Source organism: Arthrobacter sp. AB6 (genome assembly GCF_031844545.1).
In the GTDB taxonomy this organism is placed as follows: Bacteria; Actinomycetota; Actinomycetes; order Actinomycetales; family Micrococcaceae; genus Arthrobacter.
In genome coordinates, this window is the sequence record NZ_JAUZVL010000005.1 from 114349 (window position 1) to 129242 (window position 14894).

The window sequence follows — 14894 nt, forward strand, 5'->3', positions numbered from 1 at the left end:
TTCAGTCCTCCTTCGGTTCAAGGGCCTGGCGCAGGCCCTCCAGCTGGTCGGCTTTCAGCAGCCCCCGCCCTTCGGCGCGCAGGGCCGTGGCCCGCGCCATCGCAAGGTAGGCCTCGAGCACATCGCCGTGGCCGCCGTCGTCGAACTCCCGCAGCGCTGCAGCGTGCGCGGCGACGGTTCCCACGTCGCCGCGGGCCACCGGCCCGGTCAGGGCGGATTCGCCCGACGCCAGGGCGTTCTCCAGTGTTGCCCGCAGCAGCGGGCCGAGCATCCGTTCCGGCAGCTCCACGCCCACGTCCCGCAGCAGCTCTGATGCCTGGGCAACGAGGGTCACAAGGTGGTTGGAACCGTGCGCCAGGGCTGCGTGGTACAGCGTCCGGTCCGCCTCGGCGATGGCCACCGGTTCCGCGCCCATCTCCACCACCAGCGCCTGGGCGATGGGGAGCATGGCGGCATCTGCCGTCACGCCGAACGTGCAGTCCAGCAGCCGGGTTAGGTCCAGGCTCATCCCTGTGAACGTCATGGCCGGGTGCAGGGCGAGCGGGACAGCGCCGGCAGCGCGCACCGGGTGCAGGACCCCCACGCCGAACCGGCCCGACGTGTGGGCAACCAGCTGGCCCGGCTGCCAGGCGCCGAGCTTTGCCAGCCCTTCCACCAGACCCGGCAGGGCGTCGTCCGGCACGGCCAGGAGCACCAGTTCCGCGCGCTCCACAATTTCCTGGACCTCCAGGACAGGCACGCCGGGAAGCAGCGCCTCGGCCCGCTCGCGGCTCGCCTCGGATACAGCTGAGACCCCGACGACGGCGTGTTCGGCAGCGCGCAGGGCGGCACCGAGCACCGCCCCCACTTTGCCGGCACCAATGATTCCGACGCCGAGGCGTCCGGGCTTAGCCATGCTGCCCGCCTTCCTGTTGTTGGGGCGTCCTGGTTTCGGCCGGCTCCACCGGCGGCCCGGGCTCCCCCGCCGGGGCATCCGGGACTACCTGCCGGAGCCACTGTTCCGTAGTCTGCCGCTTCCTGGCCAGCCGGGCGCGTGCGGACTGTTCGTCGAACAGTGCCAGCGCCTGGGCAGTACCGGCCTGGGTGAGCCGGGGCGCAACCGGCCCTGGCGTGGTGTGCAGTACCAGGTCTGCCACGCCGAACCGGCGCGCCAGCGGACCCTGGTGCAGGGCCATGGACTGGGTGCGCTGATGCGGAACCACCACCAGCTGGCGCCACCAGCGGCCGGAGCGGAGGAGCAGGGCGGTGTCCGTGGCCGTGAACCCGTTCCGCCGCCAGCCCAAGGGGGCAAGCCAGCGTGCTTTGCGCGGACTGGTGACGAAGCCGCCGTTTGAATCCAGGCCGGTGAGGCCCGCACCGAAAACTGCAGCGGGGTCCGCGGTGCCGGGGTCCGGCAGCACCAGCGCCAGCATGGCCATCACGTCCCCCAGCCTGCCCACGGGCAGCAACGTGGTCCGGGCCGAGCCCTCGCCGGCGCTCTCCACAATGCCGTAACCGGCCACGTTGACCTGCATCCGGTACCAGCCGAGTGGCCGCCACAACGGCGGCTGGGTGATTTTCAACGCCTGGATGCGTCCCGGCGGCAATGTCTGCGCCTGGGTGTCCAGCAGGCCGTAGCGCAGGCGGATGCCGTCCGGCGAGATCGCGGCGCTGAAGTTGTAGCCCTTGTTGAACAGTCCCCAGTAGCTTGCCGCGAGGCCCACGGCGGCCGGAATCAGGTAAAAGTAGAACCCCTGGTGTTCGGTGATGGCCGCGAGCACCACGGAAACAATGCCGCCAAGCACCACGAAGAAGCTTTGCTCGCTGAGCAGCAGGGAACCGACAAGGCGCGACGGCGGCACCGCAAGTACCTGATATTCCGGCGCCTCGGGTGCGGGCTCACCGGGGCGGTCCGGGCCTGTGGTGACACCGGCGGCCCGGGCCAGGATGGTGGCACGGAGCTGCCGGGCGTCGTCGATCTTCAGGTAGGCGAGCCGCACCGCTGACTCTCCGGCGTCCGCCACCTCGAACTTGAGCTCTGCCAGGCCGAAGATCCTGGCCAGCAGCGGCTGCACGATGTCGATTGCCTGGACCCGGTCCAGCCTTGCCTGGCGCTGCTGCCGGAACAGGAAGCCGGTATTCACCCGCACGTAGCCGCCCGACACCTGGTACTTGGTGAAGTACCAGGTGAGGACGAACCCCAGCACCGAGGCCAGCAGTACTGCGCCGCCGCCCACCAGCAGCAAGGGGGCACGGCCGGCGAAGTCCCCGTCAACAACGGGCCGGCCCTGCAGCGCGCGTTCAAAGACGTCACGGCCGAGGACGAAGCCGATGGCGGCCAGGGCAACCCAGCCGCGGACAAACGGCGACGCCGGGTGCACGCGCAGCCATTCGCCGTCGGGCGCGGTGTCCGGCAGCGGTTCAAGGGCGCCGTTGCCGGGCGCAGTGGCCGGGGCGCCGGGCCACTGCGGGGGTCCCTCTGCCGTCACAGTCCTGCCAGCCTGGCTTCCCCGCGCGCCGCCAGCTGTTCGCGGAGCCGGGCGCCTTCGGCGGCGGGCAGGCCGGGGATCCGGGCGTTGGTGCCCGGCGCTGCGGTGTGCAGCTTAAGCGTGCACAGCCCGAGGGCGCGCTCCACCGGGCCCACTCCGATGTCCACGTACTGCATCCGGCCGTAGGGGACGGCCATGGTGCGCTGGAAGAAGATGCCGGTCCGGATCAGGAGGTCATCGTCCCGCTCCGCATAGCCGATGGCGCGGACCTGCCGCGGGATGAGCGCCAGCCGCCAGAGGGCCGCCACCAGCATGGCAGCCGGCACGGTGGCGGCAACCCACAGCGGCGGCCACGCCCACGCACCCGCGAGGACGAGGACCAGCGGCAGGGAGAGGACCAGCACGGCAGCCAGGTTTCCCAGGGCCCACTGCACCACCCGCACGGTGACATATTTGGGGGACACCCGCTGCCAGGTGATGCCGGGAGGGTCAATCGCCCCGGTATGCATACTCGCCTTCCCCGGACGCCTCGCCAACGGCACGGCCGGGCTTCCCGTCGAGGCCTTTGGTCTCGCCGTCCTCCGGCGGGATCCTGCAGAACCGTTCCACGAGCAGGCCCACCACGATCATCACCAGTCCCCCGCCGGCCATGGCAAGCGCGAGCCAGGTGATGCCCTGGTCGCTGCGCAGGCTCCAGATGCGCAACTGGTCCAGGAAGATGCCCACATGCCAGCCCAGCAGCACCGTCCCGGCGTAGGCGCAGGCCTGGGCAAGTACCAGGGTGCGCGCGGCGAGGAGCGGATCCAGCACCGGCCGTTTCCTGGCGGCACCGCCCTTGCCGCCGTTTTTAGCGTTGTTGGCGCTGATGCTGTTGCGCCACCTAAGGACCCTGATTCCGAGGATCAGTGTGATGGCCACGATCACGCCCATGGTTGCCAGTGCCGTGGGCGGCAGGACCGGGGTGGACATGCTGTACCGGCTGGTCACCACGGTGGCGGACCAGCCCGCCACGGCCAGGATGAAGCCGATGAGCAGTAGGCGCAGCGGGTTGATGGGCTTCATCGTTCCTCCACCGCCCCTGCCGTGGGCATGCCGTTGAAGTCCCCGAAGCCGTCAAAGGGGGCGAGGTCGTCGAAGTCCCCTGCCTTGGCGGCCAGGGCGCTGACCCGCTCTCCGTCCAGGACGGCGCCGGGTTCAATAAGGGACCACGGATAAAGGACGAATGCCCGGCTGGCCGCGAGGGGATGCGGCAGGGTCAGGGTGGGGTCGTCGCTGCGGACGTCGCCGTAGGTGATGATGTCGACGTCGAGCGTCCGCGGCCCCCAGCGCACCTCCCGCACGCGGTGGTGCTTGTTTTCCACCGCTTGGCAGTGTTCCAGCAATTGCCGCGGAGTGAGGCTGGTTTCAACCGTGATGACCATGTTCAGGAAGTCGGGCTGCCCGGCCGGTCCGCCTACGGCCTTCGTCTGCACCACCGGCGATACCGCCAGCAGCCGTACTTCCGGCGGGTCTACGAGGTCCGCGACGGCCTCGGACAGGGTGTCATTGCGCTCGCCCAAATTGCTGCCGAGCGCAAGGACCGCCTTGGTATAACCGCTGTTCATGGCCCCTCCCCCTGGGTTTGCCTCTCCACGCCGTTCCGGGCCTTACCGTGCCTGGCGCGGTGGACACTGACGGACACATCGCCGAAGGGAACCTCGATGGGCGCCTGCGGTTTGTGCACGGTGATGTCCACGGCCTGAAGCTGGAATCCAGCCAGCAGGCCCTCCGCGATCCGCACTGCCAGCGCCTCGATCAGGTTCAGCGGCTCGCCGGCGATCCACTCGGTAATACGCTGCGCCACCTCGCCGTAGTGCGCGGTGTCCCGGACGTCGTCCGACTCGGCCGCCTTGGCGAAGTCCAGGTACAACACTGCGTCCACAACAAAAGGCTGGCCCTCACGGCGCTCAAAATCAAACACGCCGTGATGGCCGACGGCGGTCACGCCGCTCAGCGTAATCCTGTCCATGGGTGCGCTTAGCTGTCAGCGCGGGGTGCGGCCATGCGCGCGGCGACCTTGACGGCGTCAAGGCTGGGGCCGACGTCGTGCACGCGGACGGCCCAGGCGCCGCGGTAGGCGCTGATGGCAGTGATGGCGGCGGTGGCCCCGTCACGTTCCTCCGGGGCCGCGGACTTGCCGGCCACGGTGAGCAGTGTGCCCAGGAACCGCTTGCGGGAAGCCCCGACGAGGATCCGGTGTCCCAGGCTTTCCAACTGGTCCAGGTTCTGCAGGAGCTCCCAGTTCTGGGCGTCGTTCTTTGCAAAGCCCAGGCCCGGATCGATGATGATCTGTTCCTGGCTGACGCCTGCGGCGTACAGCTTGTCGCGAACTCCGGCGAGCTCTGCTGCCACGTCCGCCGCCACGTTCTTGTATTCGGCCAGCGAGTTCATGGTGCGGGCGTCGCCGCGGCGGTGCGTAAGGATGTAAGGCGCTTTGGAGGAGGCCGCGAGTTCGGCCATTTCCGGTTCCATGGTGAGCCCGGAGACGTCGTTGATGATGGCGGCGCCGGCCTTAAGGGCGGCAGCGGCGGTGGCGGCATGGGTGGTGTCGATGCTGACCAGGGCGCCGGCCTTCACCAGCGCCTCGATGACGGGAACCACGCGCCGCTGTTCTTCCTCCGGGCTGACGTCCTCGGCGCCGGGGCGGGTGGATTCGCCCCCGACGTCAATGATGTCCGCTCCCGCGTAGAACATCCGGAGCCCCGCCGCGATGGCGGTGTCCGCCGTGGGGTGGTTGCCGCCGTCGCTGAAGGAATCCGGGGTGACGTTCAGGATGCCCATCACCAGGGTGCGGCCGGTGGGCAGGTCTTCGAACCGGGCTGCCGGGCGCGGCTTGCGCAGGACGGGCAGTGGCGAGGTTGCGGGGCCGGTTCCCGGCGCTGCAGCTAGTGAATCCATGGTCTGTTGATTACCTTCCGAGGATGAGGCTCATGGCTTCGGCACGGGTGGCCGGGTCATGAAGCTGCCCGCGGACCGCACTGGTGACGGTCTTCGCTCCGGGCTTGCGGATACCGCGCATTGACATGCACATGTGTTCGCATTCAACGACTACGATGGCGCCACGCGGCTTGAGGTGGCGGACCATCGCTTCCACGATCTCAGTGGTGAGGCGCTCCTGCACCTGCGGGCGGCGGGCGTAGATGTCCACGAGCCGTGCGAGCTTGCTGAGCCCTGTCACCTTGCCTTCATGGGACGGGATGTAGCCCACGTGGGCCACGCCGTGGAACGGCACCAGGTGATGCTCGCACGTGGAATAGAAGGGGATGTCCTTGACCAGGACCAGTTCCTCATGGTCCAGGTCAAAGGTGGTGGACAAAACGTCCGCGGGATCGTGGTGCAGCCCGGCGAACACCTCGGCGTAGGCCTTGGCCACCCGTTTGGGGGTGTCTATGAGGCCGCCGCGGTCCGGATCCTCTCCGATAGCCAGGAGGATCTCACGGACGGCTGCCTCGATCCGGGGCCGGTCCACTTTGTGGTGCTTTGAGTGGTGGGCGCCGCCCTCCGCCGGGTAGCCGGCGGAGGCGGAAACGTCGTCGTCGTCGAAGTGGGTCACGTAAGAAAGCTTAGCCGCGAAGGGCGTCGGGCCCCGCGTCCGTTACCCCGCCCTGGAACGGGGCGTCCTCGGGGACACCCTGCGGGTGCGGCGGCTGCGCGTCCAACGGCTCATCCAGGCGCGCCTTCTTGGCTTCTTCCTGGGCCTCCCGCTCCGCCCTTTCCTGGCGGGACTCCACGGGGCCCGCCATCTGGACCGGGCGGCTCTCCTTGGACAGCCACACCTCGCGGAAGTCGCGCTTGCGGATGTCCCTGAAGATGTCGGCGATCTCGGCCTGGTTCAGCGTTTCGCGTTCCAGCAGTTCCAGGGCCAGCCGGTCCAGGACGTCCCGGTTCTCGGTAAGGATGGCGTAGGCCTCGTCATGGGCCTGGTCTATGAGGCGGCGCACTTCCTCGTCCACCACGTAGGCGATCTGGTCCGAGTAGTTGCGCTCGTGCCCGGCGTCGCGGCCCAGGAACGGCTCGCCGCCGCCCTGGCCAAGCCGGACAGCGCCAACCCGCTCGCTCATGCCGTATTCGGTGACCATCTTGCGGGCGGTGCCGGTGGCTTTCTCGATGTCGTTGGAAGCTCCGGTGGACGGGTCGTGGAACACGATCTCCTCGGCCACGCGGCCGCCCATGGCGTAGGCCATCTGGTCAAGCAGTTCGTTGCGGGTCACGGAGTACTTGTCGTTGTCCGGCACCACCATGGTGTAGCCCAGGGCGCGGCCACGGGGAAGGATGGTGATCTTGGTGACCGGGGCGGAGTTCCGCAGTGCGGCTGCGACGAGGGCGTGCCCGCCTTCGTGGTAGGCGGTGATCTTCCGTTCGTGCTCCTTCATGACGCGGCTGCGCTTCTGCGGTCCGGCCATGACGCGGTCAATGGCTTCATCCAGCGCGCGGTCGTCGATGAGGTTCGCGTTGGAGCGGGCGGTGAGGAGGGCGGCTTCGTTCAGGACGTTGGCGAGGTCCGCGCCGGTGTAGCCGGGAGTCTTTTTCGCCACGGCCTTGAGGTCCACTCCCGGTGCCATCGGCTTGCCTTTGGCATGTACCTGCAGGATCTGGTCGCGGCCGATCATGTCCGGTGCGTCCACGCCGATCTGGCGGTCGAAGCGTCCCGGGCGCAGCAGTGCGGGGTCCAGCACGTCGGGCCGGTTGGTGGCGGCGATGAGGATGACGTTGGTCTTGACGTCGAAGCCGTCCATCTCCACCAGCAGCTGGTTGAGGGTCTGCTCGCGTTCGTCGTTGCCGCCGCCGATGCCGGCGCCACGGTGACGGCCCACGGCGTCGATCTCGTCAACGAAGATGATGGCCGGGGAGTTGGCTTTGGCCTGCTCGAAGAGGTCGCGGACGCGGGAGGCGCCTACGCCGACGAACATTTCCACGAAGTCGGAGCCGGAGATGGAGAAGAAGGGGACGCCGGCCTCACCCGCGACTGCGCGAGCCAGGAGGGTCTTGCCGGTACCGGGAGGGCCGTACAGCAGCACGCCCTTGGGAATCTTGGCGCCAACGGCCTGGAACTTGGCGGGCTCCTGCAGGAATTCCTTGATTTCCTGGAGTTCCTCAACTGCCTCGTCGGATCCTGCGACGTCGGCGAACGTCACCTGCGGCATGTCCTTGCTGACCATCTTGGCCTTGGACTTGCCGAACTGCATGATCTTGGAGCCGCCGCCCTGCATGCGGGTCATGAGGAACCAGAACAGGGCGCCCAGGAGGATGACGGGAATCAGGAGGGAGAGCAGGCCGGAGAACCAGTTGCTCTCGATGGGCTGGTCCGTGTAGCCCTGGGCAGGCTTGGCGTCCGTTACCGCCTTGACCACGTCCAGCGCACGGGCGTCCACGAAGAAGAACTGGACGCTCTTGCCCTTGTCCTGCCCGTCAAGCTGCAGGTTGTCCTTCAAAGTCAGGTCCACGCGGTTTTCGCCGTCGAAGATCTTGGCCTGCTCCACTTGGTTTCCGGAGAGCAGTTCCAGGCCCTTGTCGGTGTCGATCCGTGCGGCACCGCCGGGGGCTAGCGTTGCAAAGGCCACCAGGAGCAGACCGACCACAACGACGATCCAGATGCCCGGGCCTTTGAAGAAGTTCTTAGCTTTCATCTGTTCGGGGGCAGGCCCCGTCCCTTCTGGTAGTGCTGCACGGCGAGTAGTCTGCGCGCGTGATGGTGCTGCGTCAGCTTCTAGCTATACACCGTCCGGAGTAGATCACGCATGATGGACGGCAAAAGTTCCCTGTGGGCGTAGCGGCGCCAGGACAGCGGAGGACCTGTTCCAAGGGGCGGGGTTTTGTAGGTCAAGGCCGGCGGCGGCGCAGGCGACGGGTTCGGGCTGGGCGGCCTACTCGTAGACGTGCGGGGCCAGGGTACCCACGAAGTCCAGGTTGCGGTACTTCTCCGCGTAGTCCAGGCCGTAGCCCACCACGAACTCGTTGGGGATGTCGTAGCCGACGTACTTGACGTCGATCTCGACCTTGGCGGCCGTGGGCTTGCGGAAGGCGGTGCAGATCTCCACGGACGCGGTGCCGCGGGATTCCAGGTTGGTCTTGAGCCAGGACAGGGTGAGGCCGGAATCGATGATGTCCTCGACGATCAGCACGTCCTTGCCCATCAGGTCCGTGTCCAGGTCCTTCAGGATCCGGACCACCCCGGAGGACTGGGTGCCCGAGCCGTAGGAGGACACAGCCATCCAGTCCATGGAGATGTGGCTGTGCAGTGCCCGGGCCAGGTCCGCCATGACCATCACCGCACCCTTGAGCACGCCCACGATGAGGATTTCGCGGCCGTCATAGTCCTTGTCGATCTGCTCAGCCAGCTCCGTGATGCGCTGCTGGATCTGTTCCTTGGTGTAGAGAACGTGCTTGAGGTCTGCCTGGACGTCGTTTGAATCCACCAATGGCTCCTGTGTAGATGCGGGGTGCGACTATTTTGCGGGCGGTTTTTGAGGCCGGAATACTAGCTTCCCACAGCGGGCCGCTTCGCGGGGAACGGGGTTATCGGATGCAGCCGGCCCGTCAACGGCTCCGGCCGCTTCCAGCTGTGCCAGGGACAGGCGGTAGGCGCCCACCCCGCCGGGCAGCTCAACCGGTCCGGCGGAGCCCTTTCGCCTCAGCAGCGCCTCCGCCGCCAAAAGGCGCTGGTAGCCGGGCTGCTGCCCGCCGACGTCGGCCGCCGCCTTGGCGATGACGCGGTACCTGATGGCCGGGGCCAGGGCGCGCAACGCCTCCTCCGGGAGGCTCACTTCGGCGCCGTTCCGTTCAACGAGCGCTGCGAACGTGGTTTCCGCCACGTCTTCAAGGTAGTCGGCGTCCAGCTGGAGGATTGAAGCGGTCCGGGCAAGGGATTCGGCCACGCCCGGGCCCAGTTTTTCTTCCAGGTGCGGGAGCACCTCCACCCGGGTACGGGAACGCGCGAAGGCCGGGTCCGAATTGGTGGGATCATGCCAGGGCTGCAGCTGCTCCACCTCGCAGATCTCTTCCGTATCCGCCCGCCGGAGCCCCAGGAACGGCCTCAGCAGGAGGCCCCGCTCCGGCCTCATGCCGGCAAGGGAGCGTGTGCCGGAGCCGCGGGCAAGGCCAAGGAGCACCTGTTCAGCCTGGTCGTCCAGGGTGTGGCCCAGCAGGATGGCTCCGGCGCCCTGACCGGCGGCGGCGGCTTCGAGCGCTTGGTGCCTGGCTTCCCGGGCCGCTGCCTCAGGACCCATGCCGGCCGTTGCCACGCTCACGGCACGGATCTCCACGGGGGCAAGCCCCAGGTCCCGCAGTGCCCGCGCGGTTTCCGCGGCCACGCCGGCGGACCCTTCCTGCAGCTGGTGGTCCACCACCACCGCTCCCACCGTGACCGGGTGGCCGTCCACGTGCCCGCGCCGGGCAAAGTAGGCGGCGACGGCGGCCAGCGCCAGGGAGTCGGGTCCGCCGCTGCAGGCTACCAGGACATGCCGCGGGTAACCCGCCTGCGCCAAGGCGTCCTGGACCGCTTTCCGCGCTTTGCCGACGACGGGCGCCAGCCTTCCGGGCCGTCGTCGTCCGCTTGGACGTCCGGGCAAATCAGTGCCCGGCAATCAGAGTCCCATCCGCTCAAGCCACAGCTTGGCGTCGTGGATCTCCGGTTCGGTGGGCAGGTGGTCTGCGGACTCCCACACCTTGTTGAAGCCTTCCATGCCGGCCACGTCCACCACCGCACGCACAAACCTGGCGCCGTCCGAGTATTGGCGCATTTTGGCGTCCAGGCCAAGGAGGCTGCGGATGAACTTTTCGATCACGCCGCGGTCCTTGCCGCGGTCGTTGAACCGCTGCCGGATGGTCTTCACGGACGGGATGATGCTCGCGTCCACGGCATCCATCACCACGTTCGCGTGGCCTTCGAGCAGGCTCATCACGGCGGTGAGGTGCGAGATGGCCGCCTTTTCCTCCGGGTCCTGGAGTAGGTCCAGGATGGCACCGCGGCCGGGGGTGTTGCCGGAGGCGGTGCGGTCCTTCAGCGAGCGTGCGGCGGCGGTGGCCCGCTCCATCAGGGAGTCGACGTTGCCAAGCAGGTGCACGCTGAGTTCGTCGATCTGCTCCAGCATGTGGCGCCGCAGCCAGGGGGCCGCGGCAAACTGCACGCGGTGGGTCTGCTCGTGCAGGCACACCCAGAGGCGGAAATCCTCAGGGGCGACGTTGAGTTCGCGCTCCACGGCCACGATGTTGGGGGCAACAAGGAGGAGCCTTCCGCCGGGAGGGGCGGTGGACCCCTCCGCGAGCGCGGCGAAGGGATCGTACTGTCCCAGGACCTTGCTGGCCAGGAATGCCAGGACGGCGCCGAGCTGGCTTCCGGTGATGGCCCCGCTGACGCTGGCGGCGCCGGGGCTCAGCGTGCCGCGCCGGCTTTCCAGCATCTTCTCCATGGCGGGCTTAAGCATCACGGCGAAGCTCTGGGTGTTGGCTTTGGCCCATGACGCCCGGTCCACCACCAGCACGGAGGAGTCCCGGAGGTCGCGTGCCGCCTCCAGCCCGGTGATCTGGTGGACGTGTTCAACGGACACATCCGCCAGGCGGCGCAGGCTGTCCACGGCCTCACCCATGGCGGCCTCGCTGAGCACGGGCCCGGCCGGGGCCAGGCGTGCGGCGGTGGAGGCGGCGAGGTCCCAGTTGATCAGGGACTGTGCCGTGGCGGACAACGTCTGGGCTGACGACTCGCGTGCAGTGGACTCCATGGTTCCCATCAGAACACAGCATGCTGTGGATAGTCCTTAAGTTCGCTGACCGGCGAACCCCCTCGGAGGCATCCGGGCCGGCCGCTCCTATTTCCGGCCTCCCGAAGTCTTCGTGGTGATTTCGGCCTGGGCAGTTTGGGCGTAGACCTCCTTGCTGACCTCATAACCGTGCCGGTCGAGTTCGAGCGCCTGCGTGTTGACGTCCGCCAGTTGGCCGTCCGTGAGGTGTTCGATTTTGGCGAGGTCCAGGGTTTCCTGGTTCACCCCGCCCTCAGCCGTGACTTTTACCAGCCCGGTTCCGGCTGAATAGTACTTGCGTTGATGGCCTACGTTCGGTTCCAGCGGATTGTGCTCATCGATCACCAACACGTCTCCGTAGCAGCCTGTGGGCACGCAAAGCGCGATGTTTTCTTCGAAAACACTCCCGCAATCGAGGAAACCCACGGAAGCGGCGTGAGCCTGGACATATGCCGGCGTACGGGTCCGGGGCGCAGCCTGCATCGCAATTCCGGCCTGGCTCCCGGAGATGCCGTGGATGAACGTATTGGGTGCCCCGATGAACTTGTCCTCTTCAAACTCCTCGGGATACTCGCCGAACAGCCAAACCGTCCCGGTGTTGTCCTGCGCGAAGAAGGCAAGTTCCGATTCCACCAGCGTCCCGTCCTGGTAATCACGGTCCCACATCACCTGGGTTTTCACGCCGTCAATGACCTTGGTCAGGCCGGTTACGGTGTGCGTGACCCTCCGCTCAGTTGTTCCATCTTCACTTTCGACCGTGCCGGTGGTGGTGTACTTCATGCCGGGTTTCAGCGGAAACCACTTGTTATCAATGACGGGAGACTCCGGAAAGGCGGCCTTGTCGAACTTGATGGCAGACCCTGGCCCGCACAGCTCCGGCGCCGGCGGCACGGCTGCGGGCGCCAGCGTGGGCGGCCCCTGCGGCGCGCCGGAAGGCGAAACCGGCGCCGAAGTGCCGGTGGAATTGGGCGTCGCCCGTCCGGCCTTGGGGTCTGCGCACGACACTATGGCCTCCATCCCCAGAAGCAGCGTGACGGCGGAACCGAGCATTGAGAATCGTTTAAATGAGTGGGACATGATGGTGCCCTTTGTTTGTCAGGCTTTACTACTGTCAGAAGCTGCCTTGGCGCTCCGTTGCGGAGCTCACCGGGAGGCAGCGCGTCGCAAACAGCGTCGGGCCGGGGGCGATCCGGGTGACTGCCCGCACCAGAACGCGGCGATCCGCCAAATTGCAGCATCCAGGACAGGGTGGTCCGTGGCGTGATCTGGCAGGCACAGGCGGGGGCTGCCACGTGGTTCGACGGGATACCGACACCTGCCCCACCCCCTTGACAGCCCGGGGCGGCGGTTCGCTGCCCTGCCCCAATGTGAGGTCGAGTGTAGGATGCGCCGCAGTCCAGCGTCACGGGTAGCCCCTACTTGTTTTTTTCGGCCCGCCGCACTTGGTACTTCAGCGGCAGCCGCAGCCTGCGAGTGCGGTGGCCGCGCGGTCCAGCGCCTCTTTGTTCCCCGCAGCCCCGGGCGTCAGCCCGTTGCCGATGAAGGAAAAGACCAGGAGCCTGCCATCGGCGTCAACCACATAGCCGCTCAGTGCGAGCACCGTGTTCAGCGTGCCGGTCTTGGCCCGCACCAGGCCAGCACCGCCGGCGGTGGCGTCACCGCCGTAGCGCGTGTCCAGCGTTCCGGTGAGGCCGGCCACCGGGAATCCGTCCAGCGCCGCCCGCAGCCTGGTGTCCGTGCCCGACGTAATGGCCCGCACCACCTCGGCAAACTGCCGGGCCGAGACCTGGTTACCCATGGCCAGTCCACAGACGTCCACCAGTTTCATGGCATCCGTGGCGAGGCCGGCTGCAGAGAGCTGCGCCCGGACTGCTGCTGTGGCACCGTCGTTGCTGCCGGGCAGGCCGTCCGCCAGTGCCGTGAGCCGGCCCAATGCTTCCGCCAGGTAGTTGTCCGAGTCCTGCAGCATCACTTCGACCTGCTCGGCCACGGTGGCGGACTGCACTTCCGCCAGCACGCGCGGTTCACTGGAGCCCTCCCCGGGAGCGGCCGTTGCCGCCGTGTGTGCTGCCGCCGCGCCTGCTCCCGCCGGCTGGGGTGAGCGTTCGACGCCGGCTGCCACAGTGAGTCCCGCGTCGGCGCCTGCCGTTCGCAGCCGGGCGGCAAACTCCTCGGCTGCAGTCATGGCGGAGTCCTGCGGGCGCGGACCGGTGATGACGGCGGGATCGTAACGGGCTGAGTTCAGGGCCAGGGGGAACAAGGGCGCCACCTCGCCGGCCGCCACATCCCCGCTGTCCCAGGCAGGGTTCAGCGCGGGTCCGGAGAAAAGGGAGTCGTCCACCAGGACCTTGAGCTCCCCGGACGCGCCGTCCGCCTTCAGCGCCTCCACCGTGCCGGCAGCCAGGGTTGCCAGGCCGGCGTGGCCGATCGTCCGTTCGGGGTTCGACTCGCCCGGCCCCACGAGAACGTCGCCGCCGCCCACCAGCACCACCTGTCCAGGCGCCGCGCCGGCAACAACTGTTGTGCTGAAGCGGTGCCCGGGCCCCAGGGACCGCAGGGCGGCGACCGCAGTGAGCAGTTTCATGTTGGACGCCGGAACGCGGCCTTCCGATCCACCGCGGTCAAACAGGACCTGGCCGGTCAACGCATCCTGGACCAGCGCTGTAAACGTTCCGCCGCCGTCGGCCTTTAACAGCGGATCCAGCCGCGCCGTGACTGCCGGCTGGGCCGGGACGGCAGCCGAAGCATCGAGGGTGGGCAGGCCCTGCCGGGCCGAGAGCGTGGCGGGCTCCTGCTGCCACCCGGGCGCGGGCGGAGCGGGGGCAGGGGCTTCGGGACCCCGGAAGCCGGGGGCCACCAGCAGGGCCGCCGGGACGGCAAGGGCAACCAGGAGGACGGCAAGCAAGACCAGCGGCCACGACCTCCGCAGCCCGGTGATGCCCCCCAGCGCTGCCTGCCGGACACGGCCGTGCTGCTGGTCCGTGCCTATTGTTTTGGTCATGCCGGTGCCGGTCCTCAAGTCCTGAAATTTCCCCACAAGTTCCTGATTCCAGGGCCTCTCGCTATATCCTCAATAATAGTCGGCGGCACCGACAGTGCTTTTTGTTGCCCGTCAGAAGTGCCGCGAACCCCCTGCAATTGCCGAGGAGCATTCCATGAAGCATGACGTGACCATCGAGATCCCCAAGGGATCACGCGTCAAGTACGAAGTTGACCACGAGACCGGCCGCGTCCGCCTGGACCGCGTCCTCTTCACCTCCATGCAGTACCCCACGCACTACGGATACTTCGAGAACACCCTCGGCGAGGATGGCGACCCGTTGGATGCGCTGGTGCTGCTGCAGGACTTCGACCTGCACCCGGGCGTCATCGTCGAGTCCCGCCCCATCGGCGTCTTCAACATGACGGACGACGGCGGCGGAGACGCGAAGATCCTCTGCGTGCCGGTGGACGCCCGCTTCGACCACATCCAGGAGGTCAGCGACGTCAACGACTTCCTGATCAAGGAGATCGAGCACTTCTTCACCCGCTACAAGGACCTGGAGCCGGGCAAGTGGGTTAAGGCCGAGGGCTGGGGCGACCGCGCTGCCGCCGAGGCCGAGCTGGAAGCGTCCATCAAGCGTTACGTGCCCACCGCGCACTGATTTCCTAA

15 protein-coding genes are annotated in these 14894 nt (G+C 67.7%); 1 reads left to right on the forward strand and 14 read right to left on the reverse strand.

What is annotated here, in order from left to right:
• Position 1: 1 nt before the first annotated feature.
• From Q9R30_RS05790 to dacB, 14 genes are all read right to left on the reverse strand, one after another.
• On the reverse strand, positions 2-895 hold the full coding sequence (locus tag Q9R30_RS05790; RefSeq protein ID WP_104996449.1) for a Rossmann-like and DUF2520 domain-containing protein: 894 nt from the start codon (positions 893-895) through the stop codon (positions 2-4).
• Positions 888-2468, reverse strand: a complete 1581-nt coding sequence (locus tag Q9R30_RS05795; protein WP_104996448.1) for a PH domain-containing protein — start codon at positions 2466-2468, stop codon at positions 888-890. The genes Q9R30_RS05790 and Q9R30_RS05795 overlap by 8 nt, the downstream gene beginning before the upstream one ends.
• Entirely contained in the window at positions 2465-2977 is a 513-nt protein-coding gene (locus Q9R30_RS05800; RefSeq protein WP_104996447.1) for a PH domain-containing protein, read from the reverse strand. The genes Q9R30_RS05795 and Q9R30_RS05800 overlap by 4 nt, the downstream gene beginning before the upstream one ends.
• The gene (locus Q9R30_RS05805) at positions 2958-3530 is read right to left on the reverse strand and encodes a DUF3180 domain-containing protein (protein ID WP_104996446.1); all 573 of its coding nucleotides are present in this window, start codon (positions 3528-3530) and stop codon (positions 2958-2960) included. Before Q9R30_RS05805 ends, Q9R30_RS05800 begins: the two co-directional genes overlap by 20 nt.
• Positions 3527-4072: a 2-amino-4-hydroxy-6-hydroxymethyldihydropteridine diphosphokinase gene (folK, locus tag Q9R30_RS05810; protein ID WP_104996445.1), complete on the reverse strand. Its 546-nt coding sequence runs from the start codon at positions 4070-4072 to the stop codon at positions 3527-3529. The genes Q9R30_RS05805 and folK overlap by 4 nt, the downstream gene beginning before the upstream one ends.
• Positions 4069-4476, reverse strand: coding sequence for a dihydroneopterin aldolase (folB, locus tag Q9R30_RS05815; RefSeq protein WP_104996444.1), 408 nt, complete (start codon positions 4474-4476; stop codon positions 4069-4071). The genes folK and folB overlap by 4 nt, the downstream gene beginning before the upstream one ends.
• 8 nt (positions 4477-4484) lie before the next feature.
• The gene (gene folP / locus Q9R30_RS05820; RefSeq protein ID WP_104996443.1) at positions 4485-5405 is read right to left on the reverse strand and encodes a dihydropteroate synthase; all 921 of its coding nucleotides are present in this window, start codon (positions 5403-5405) and stop codon (positions 4485-4487) included.
• A gap of 10 nt (positions 5406-5415) precedes the next feature.
• Positions 5416-6060 carry a GTP cyclohydrolase I FolE gene (gene folE / locus Q9R30_RS05825; RefSeq protein WP_104996442.1) on the reverse strand — a complete coding sequence of 215 codons (645 nt, stop codon included), beginning with the start codon at positions 6058-6060 and terminating at the stop codon, positions 5416-5418.
• Between the two features lie 10 nt (positions 6061-6070).
• A complete protein-coding gene (gene ftsH / locus Q9R30_RS05830) occupies positions 6071-8134 on the reverse strand; it encodes an ATP-dependent zinc metalloprotease FtsH (RefSeq protein WP_104996441.1) in 2064 nt (687 codons plus the stop codon).
• Between the two features lie 237 nt (positions 8135-8371).
• Positions 8372-8923: a hypoxanthine phosphoribosyltransferase gene (gene hpt / locus Q9R30_RS05835; protein ID WP_311217032.1), complete on the reverse strand. Its 552-nt coding sequence runs from the start codon at positions 8921-8923 to the stop codon at positions 8372-8374.
• Positions 8924-8953: 30 nt separating this feature from the next.
• Positions 8954-10036 carry a tRNA lysidine(34) synthetase TilS gene (gene tilS, locus Q9R30_RS05840; RefSeq protein ID WP_311217095.1) on the reverse strand — a complete coding sequence of 361 codons (1083 nt, stop codon included), beginning with the start codon at positions 10034-10036 and terminating at the stop codon, positions 8954-8956.
• Positions 10037-10090: 54 nt separating this feature from the next.
• Positions 10091-11224 carry a zinc-dependent metalloprotease gene (locus Q9R30_RS05845; protein WP_311217033.1) on the reverse strand — a complete coding sequence of 378 codons (1134 nt, stop codon included), beginning with the start codon at positions 11222-11224 and terminating at the stop codon, positions 10091-10093.
• A gap of 87 nt (positions 11225-11311) precedes the next feature.
• On the reverse strand, positions 11312-12319 hold the full coding sequence (locus Q9R30_RS05850) for a hypothetical protein (RefSeq protein WP_311217034.1): 1008 nt from the start codon (positions 12317-12319) through the stop codon (positions 11312-11314).
• 373 nt (positions 12320-12692) lie between these two features.
• Positions 12693-14243 carry a D-alanyl-D-alanine carboxypeptidase/D-alanyl-D-alanine-endopeptidase gene (gene dacB / locus Q9R30_RS05855; protein ID WP_311217035.1) on the reverse strand — a complete coding sequence of 517 codons (1551 nt, stop codon included), beginning with the start codon at positions 14241-14243 and terminating at the stop codon, positions 12693-12695.
• A gap of 154 nt (positions 14244-14397) precedes the next feature.
• Here dacB and Q9R30_RS05860 point away from each other — a divergent pair, with 154 nt between their 5' ends.
• On the forward strand, positions 14398-14886 hold the full coding sequence (locus Q9R30_RS05860; protein WP_104996439.1) for an inorganic diphosphatase: 489 nt from the start codon (positions 14398-14400) through the stop codon (positions 14884-14886).
• Positions 14887-14894: the final 8 nt, after the last annotated feature.

Bases quoted from the DNA above. Each gene is read 5' to 3' on its own strand.
- Q9R30_RS05790 (WP_104996449.1), bottom strand. From the start codon at position 895: ATGGCTAAGCCCGGACGCCTCGGCGTCGGAATCATTGGTGCCGGCAAA.
- Q9R30_RS05800 (WP_104996447.1), bottom strand. From the start codon at position 2,977: ATGCATACCGGGGCGATTGACCCTCCCGGCATCACCTGGCAGCGGGTG.
- Q9R30_RS05805 (WP_104996446.1), bottom strand. From the start codon at position 3,530: ATGAAGCCCATCAACCCGCTGCGCCTACTGCTCATCGGCTTCATCCTG.
- folK (WP_104996445.1), bottom strand. From the start codon at position 4,072: ATGAACAGCGGTTATACCAAGGCGGTCCTTGCGCTCGGCAGCAATTTG.
- folB (WP_104996444.1), bottom strand. From the start codon at position 4,476: ATGGACAGGATTACGCTGAGCGGCGTGACCGCCGTCGGCCATCACGGC.
- folP (WP_104996443.1), bottom strand. From the start codon at position 5,405: ATGGATTCACTAGCTGCAGCGCCGGGAACCGGCCCCGCAACCTCGCCA.
- ftsH (WP_104996441.1), bottom strand. From the start codon at position 8,134: ATGAAAGCTAAGAACTTCTTCAAAGGCCCGGGCATCTGGATCGTCGTT.
- Q9R30_RS05845 (WP_311217033.1), bottom strand. From the start codon at position 11,224: ATGGAGTCCACTGCACGCGAGTCGTCAGCCCAGACGTTGTCCGCCACG.
- Q9R30_RS05850 (WP_311217034.1), bottom strand. From the start codon at position 12,319: ATGTCCCACTCATTTAAACGATTCTCAATGCTCGGTTCCGCCGTCACG.
- dacB (WP_311217035.1), bottom strand. From the start codon at position 14,243: ATGACCAAAACAATAGGCACGGACCAGCAGCACGGCCGTGTCCGGCAG.
- Q9R30_RS05860 (WP_104996439.1), top strand. From the start codon at position 14,398: ATGAAGCATGACGTGACCATCGAGATCCCCAAGGGATCACGCGTCAAG.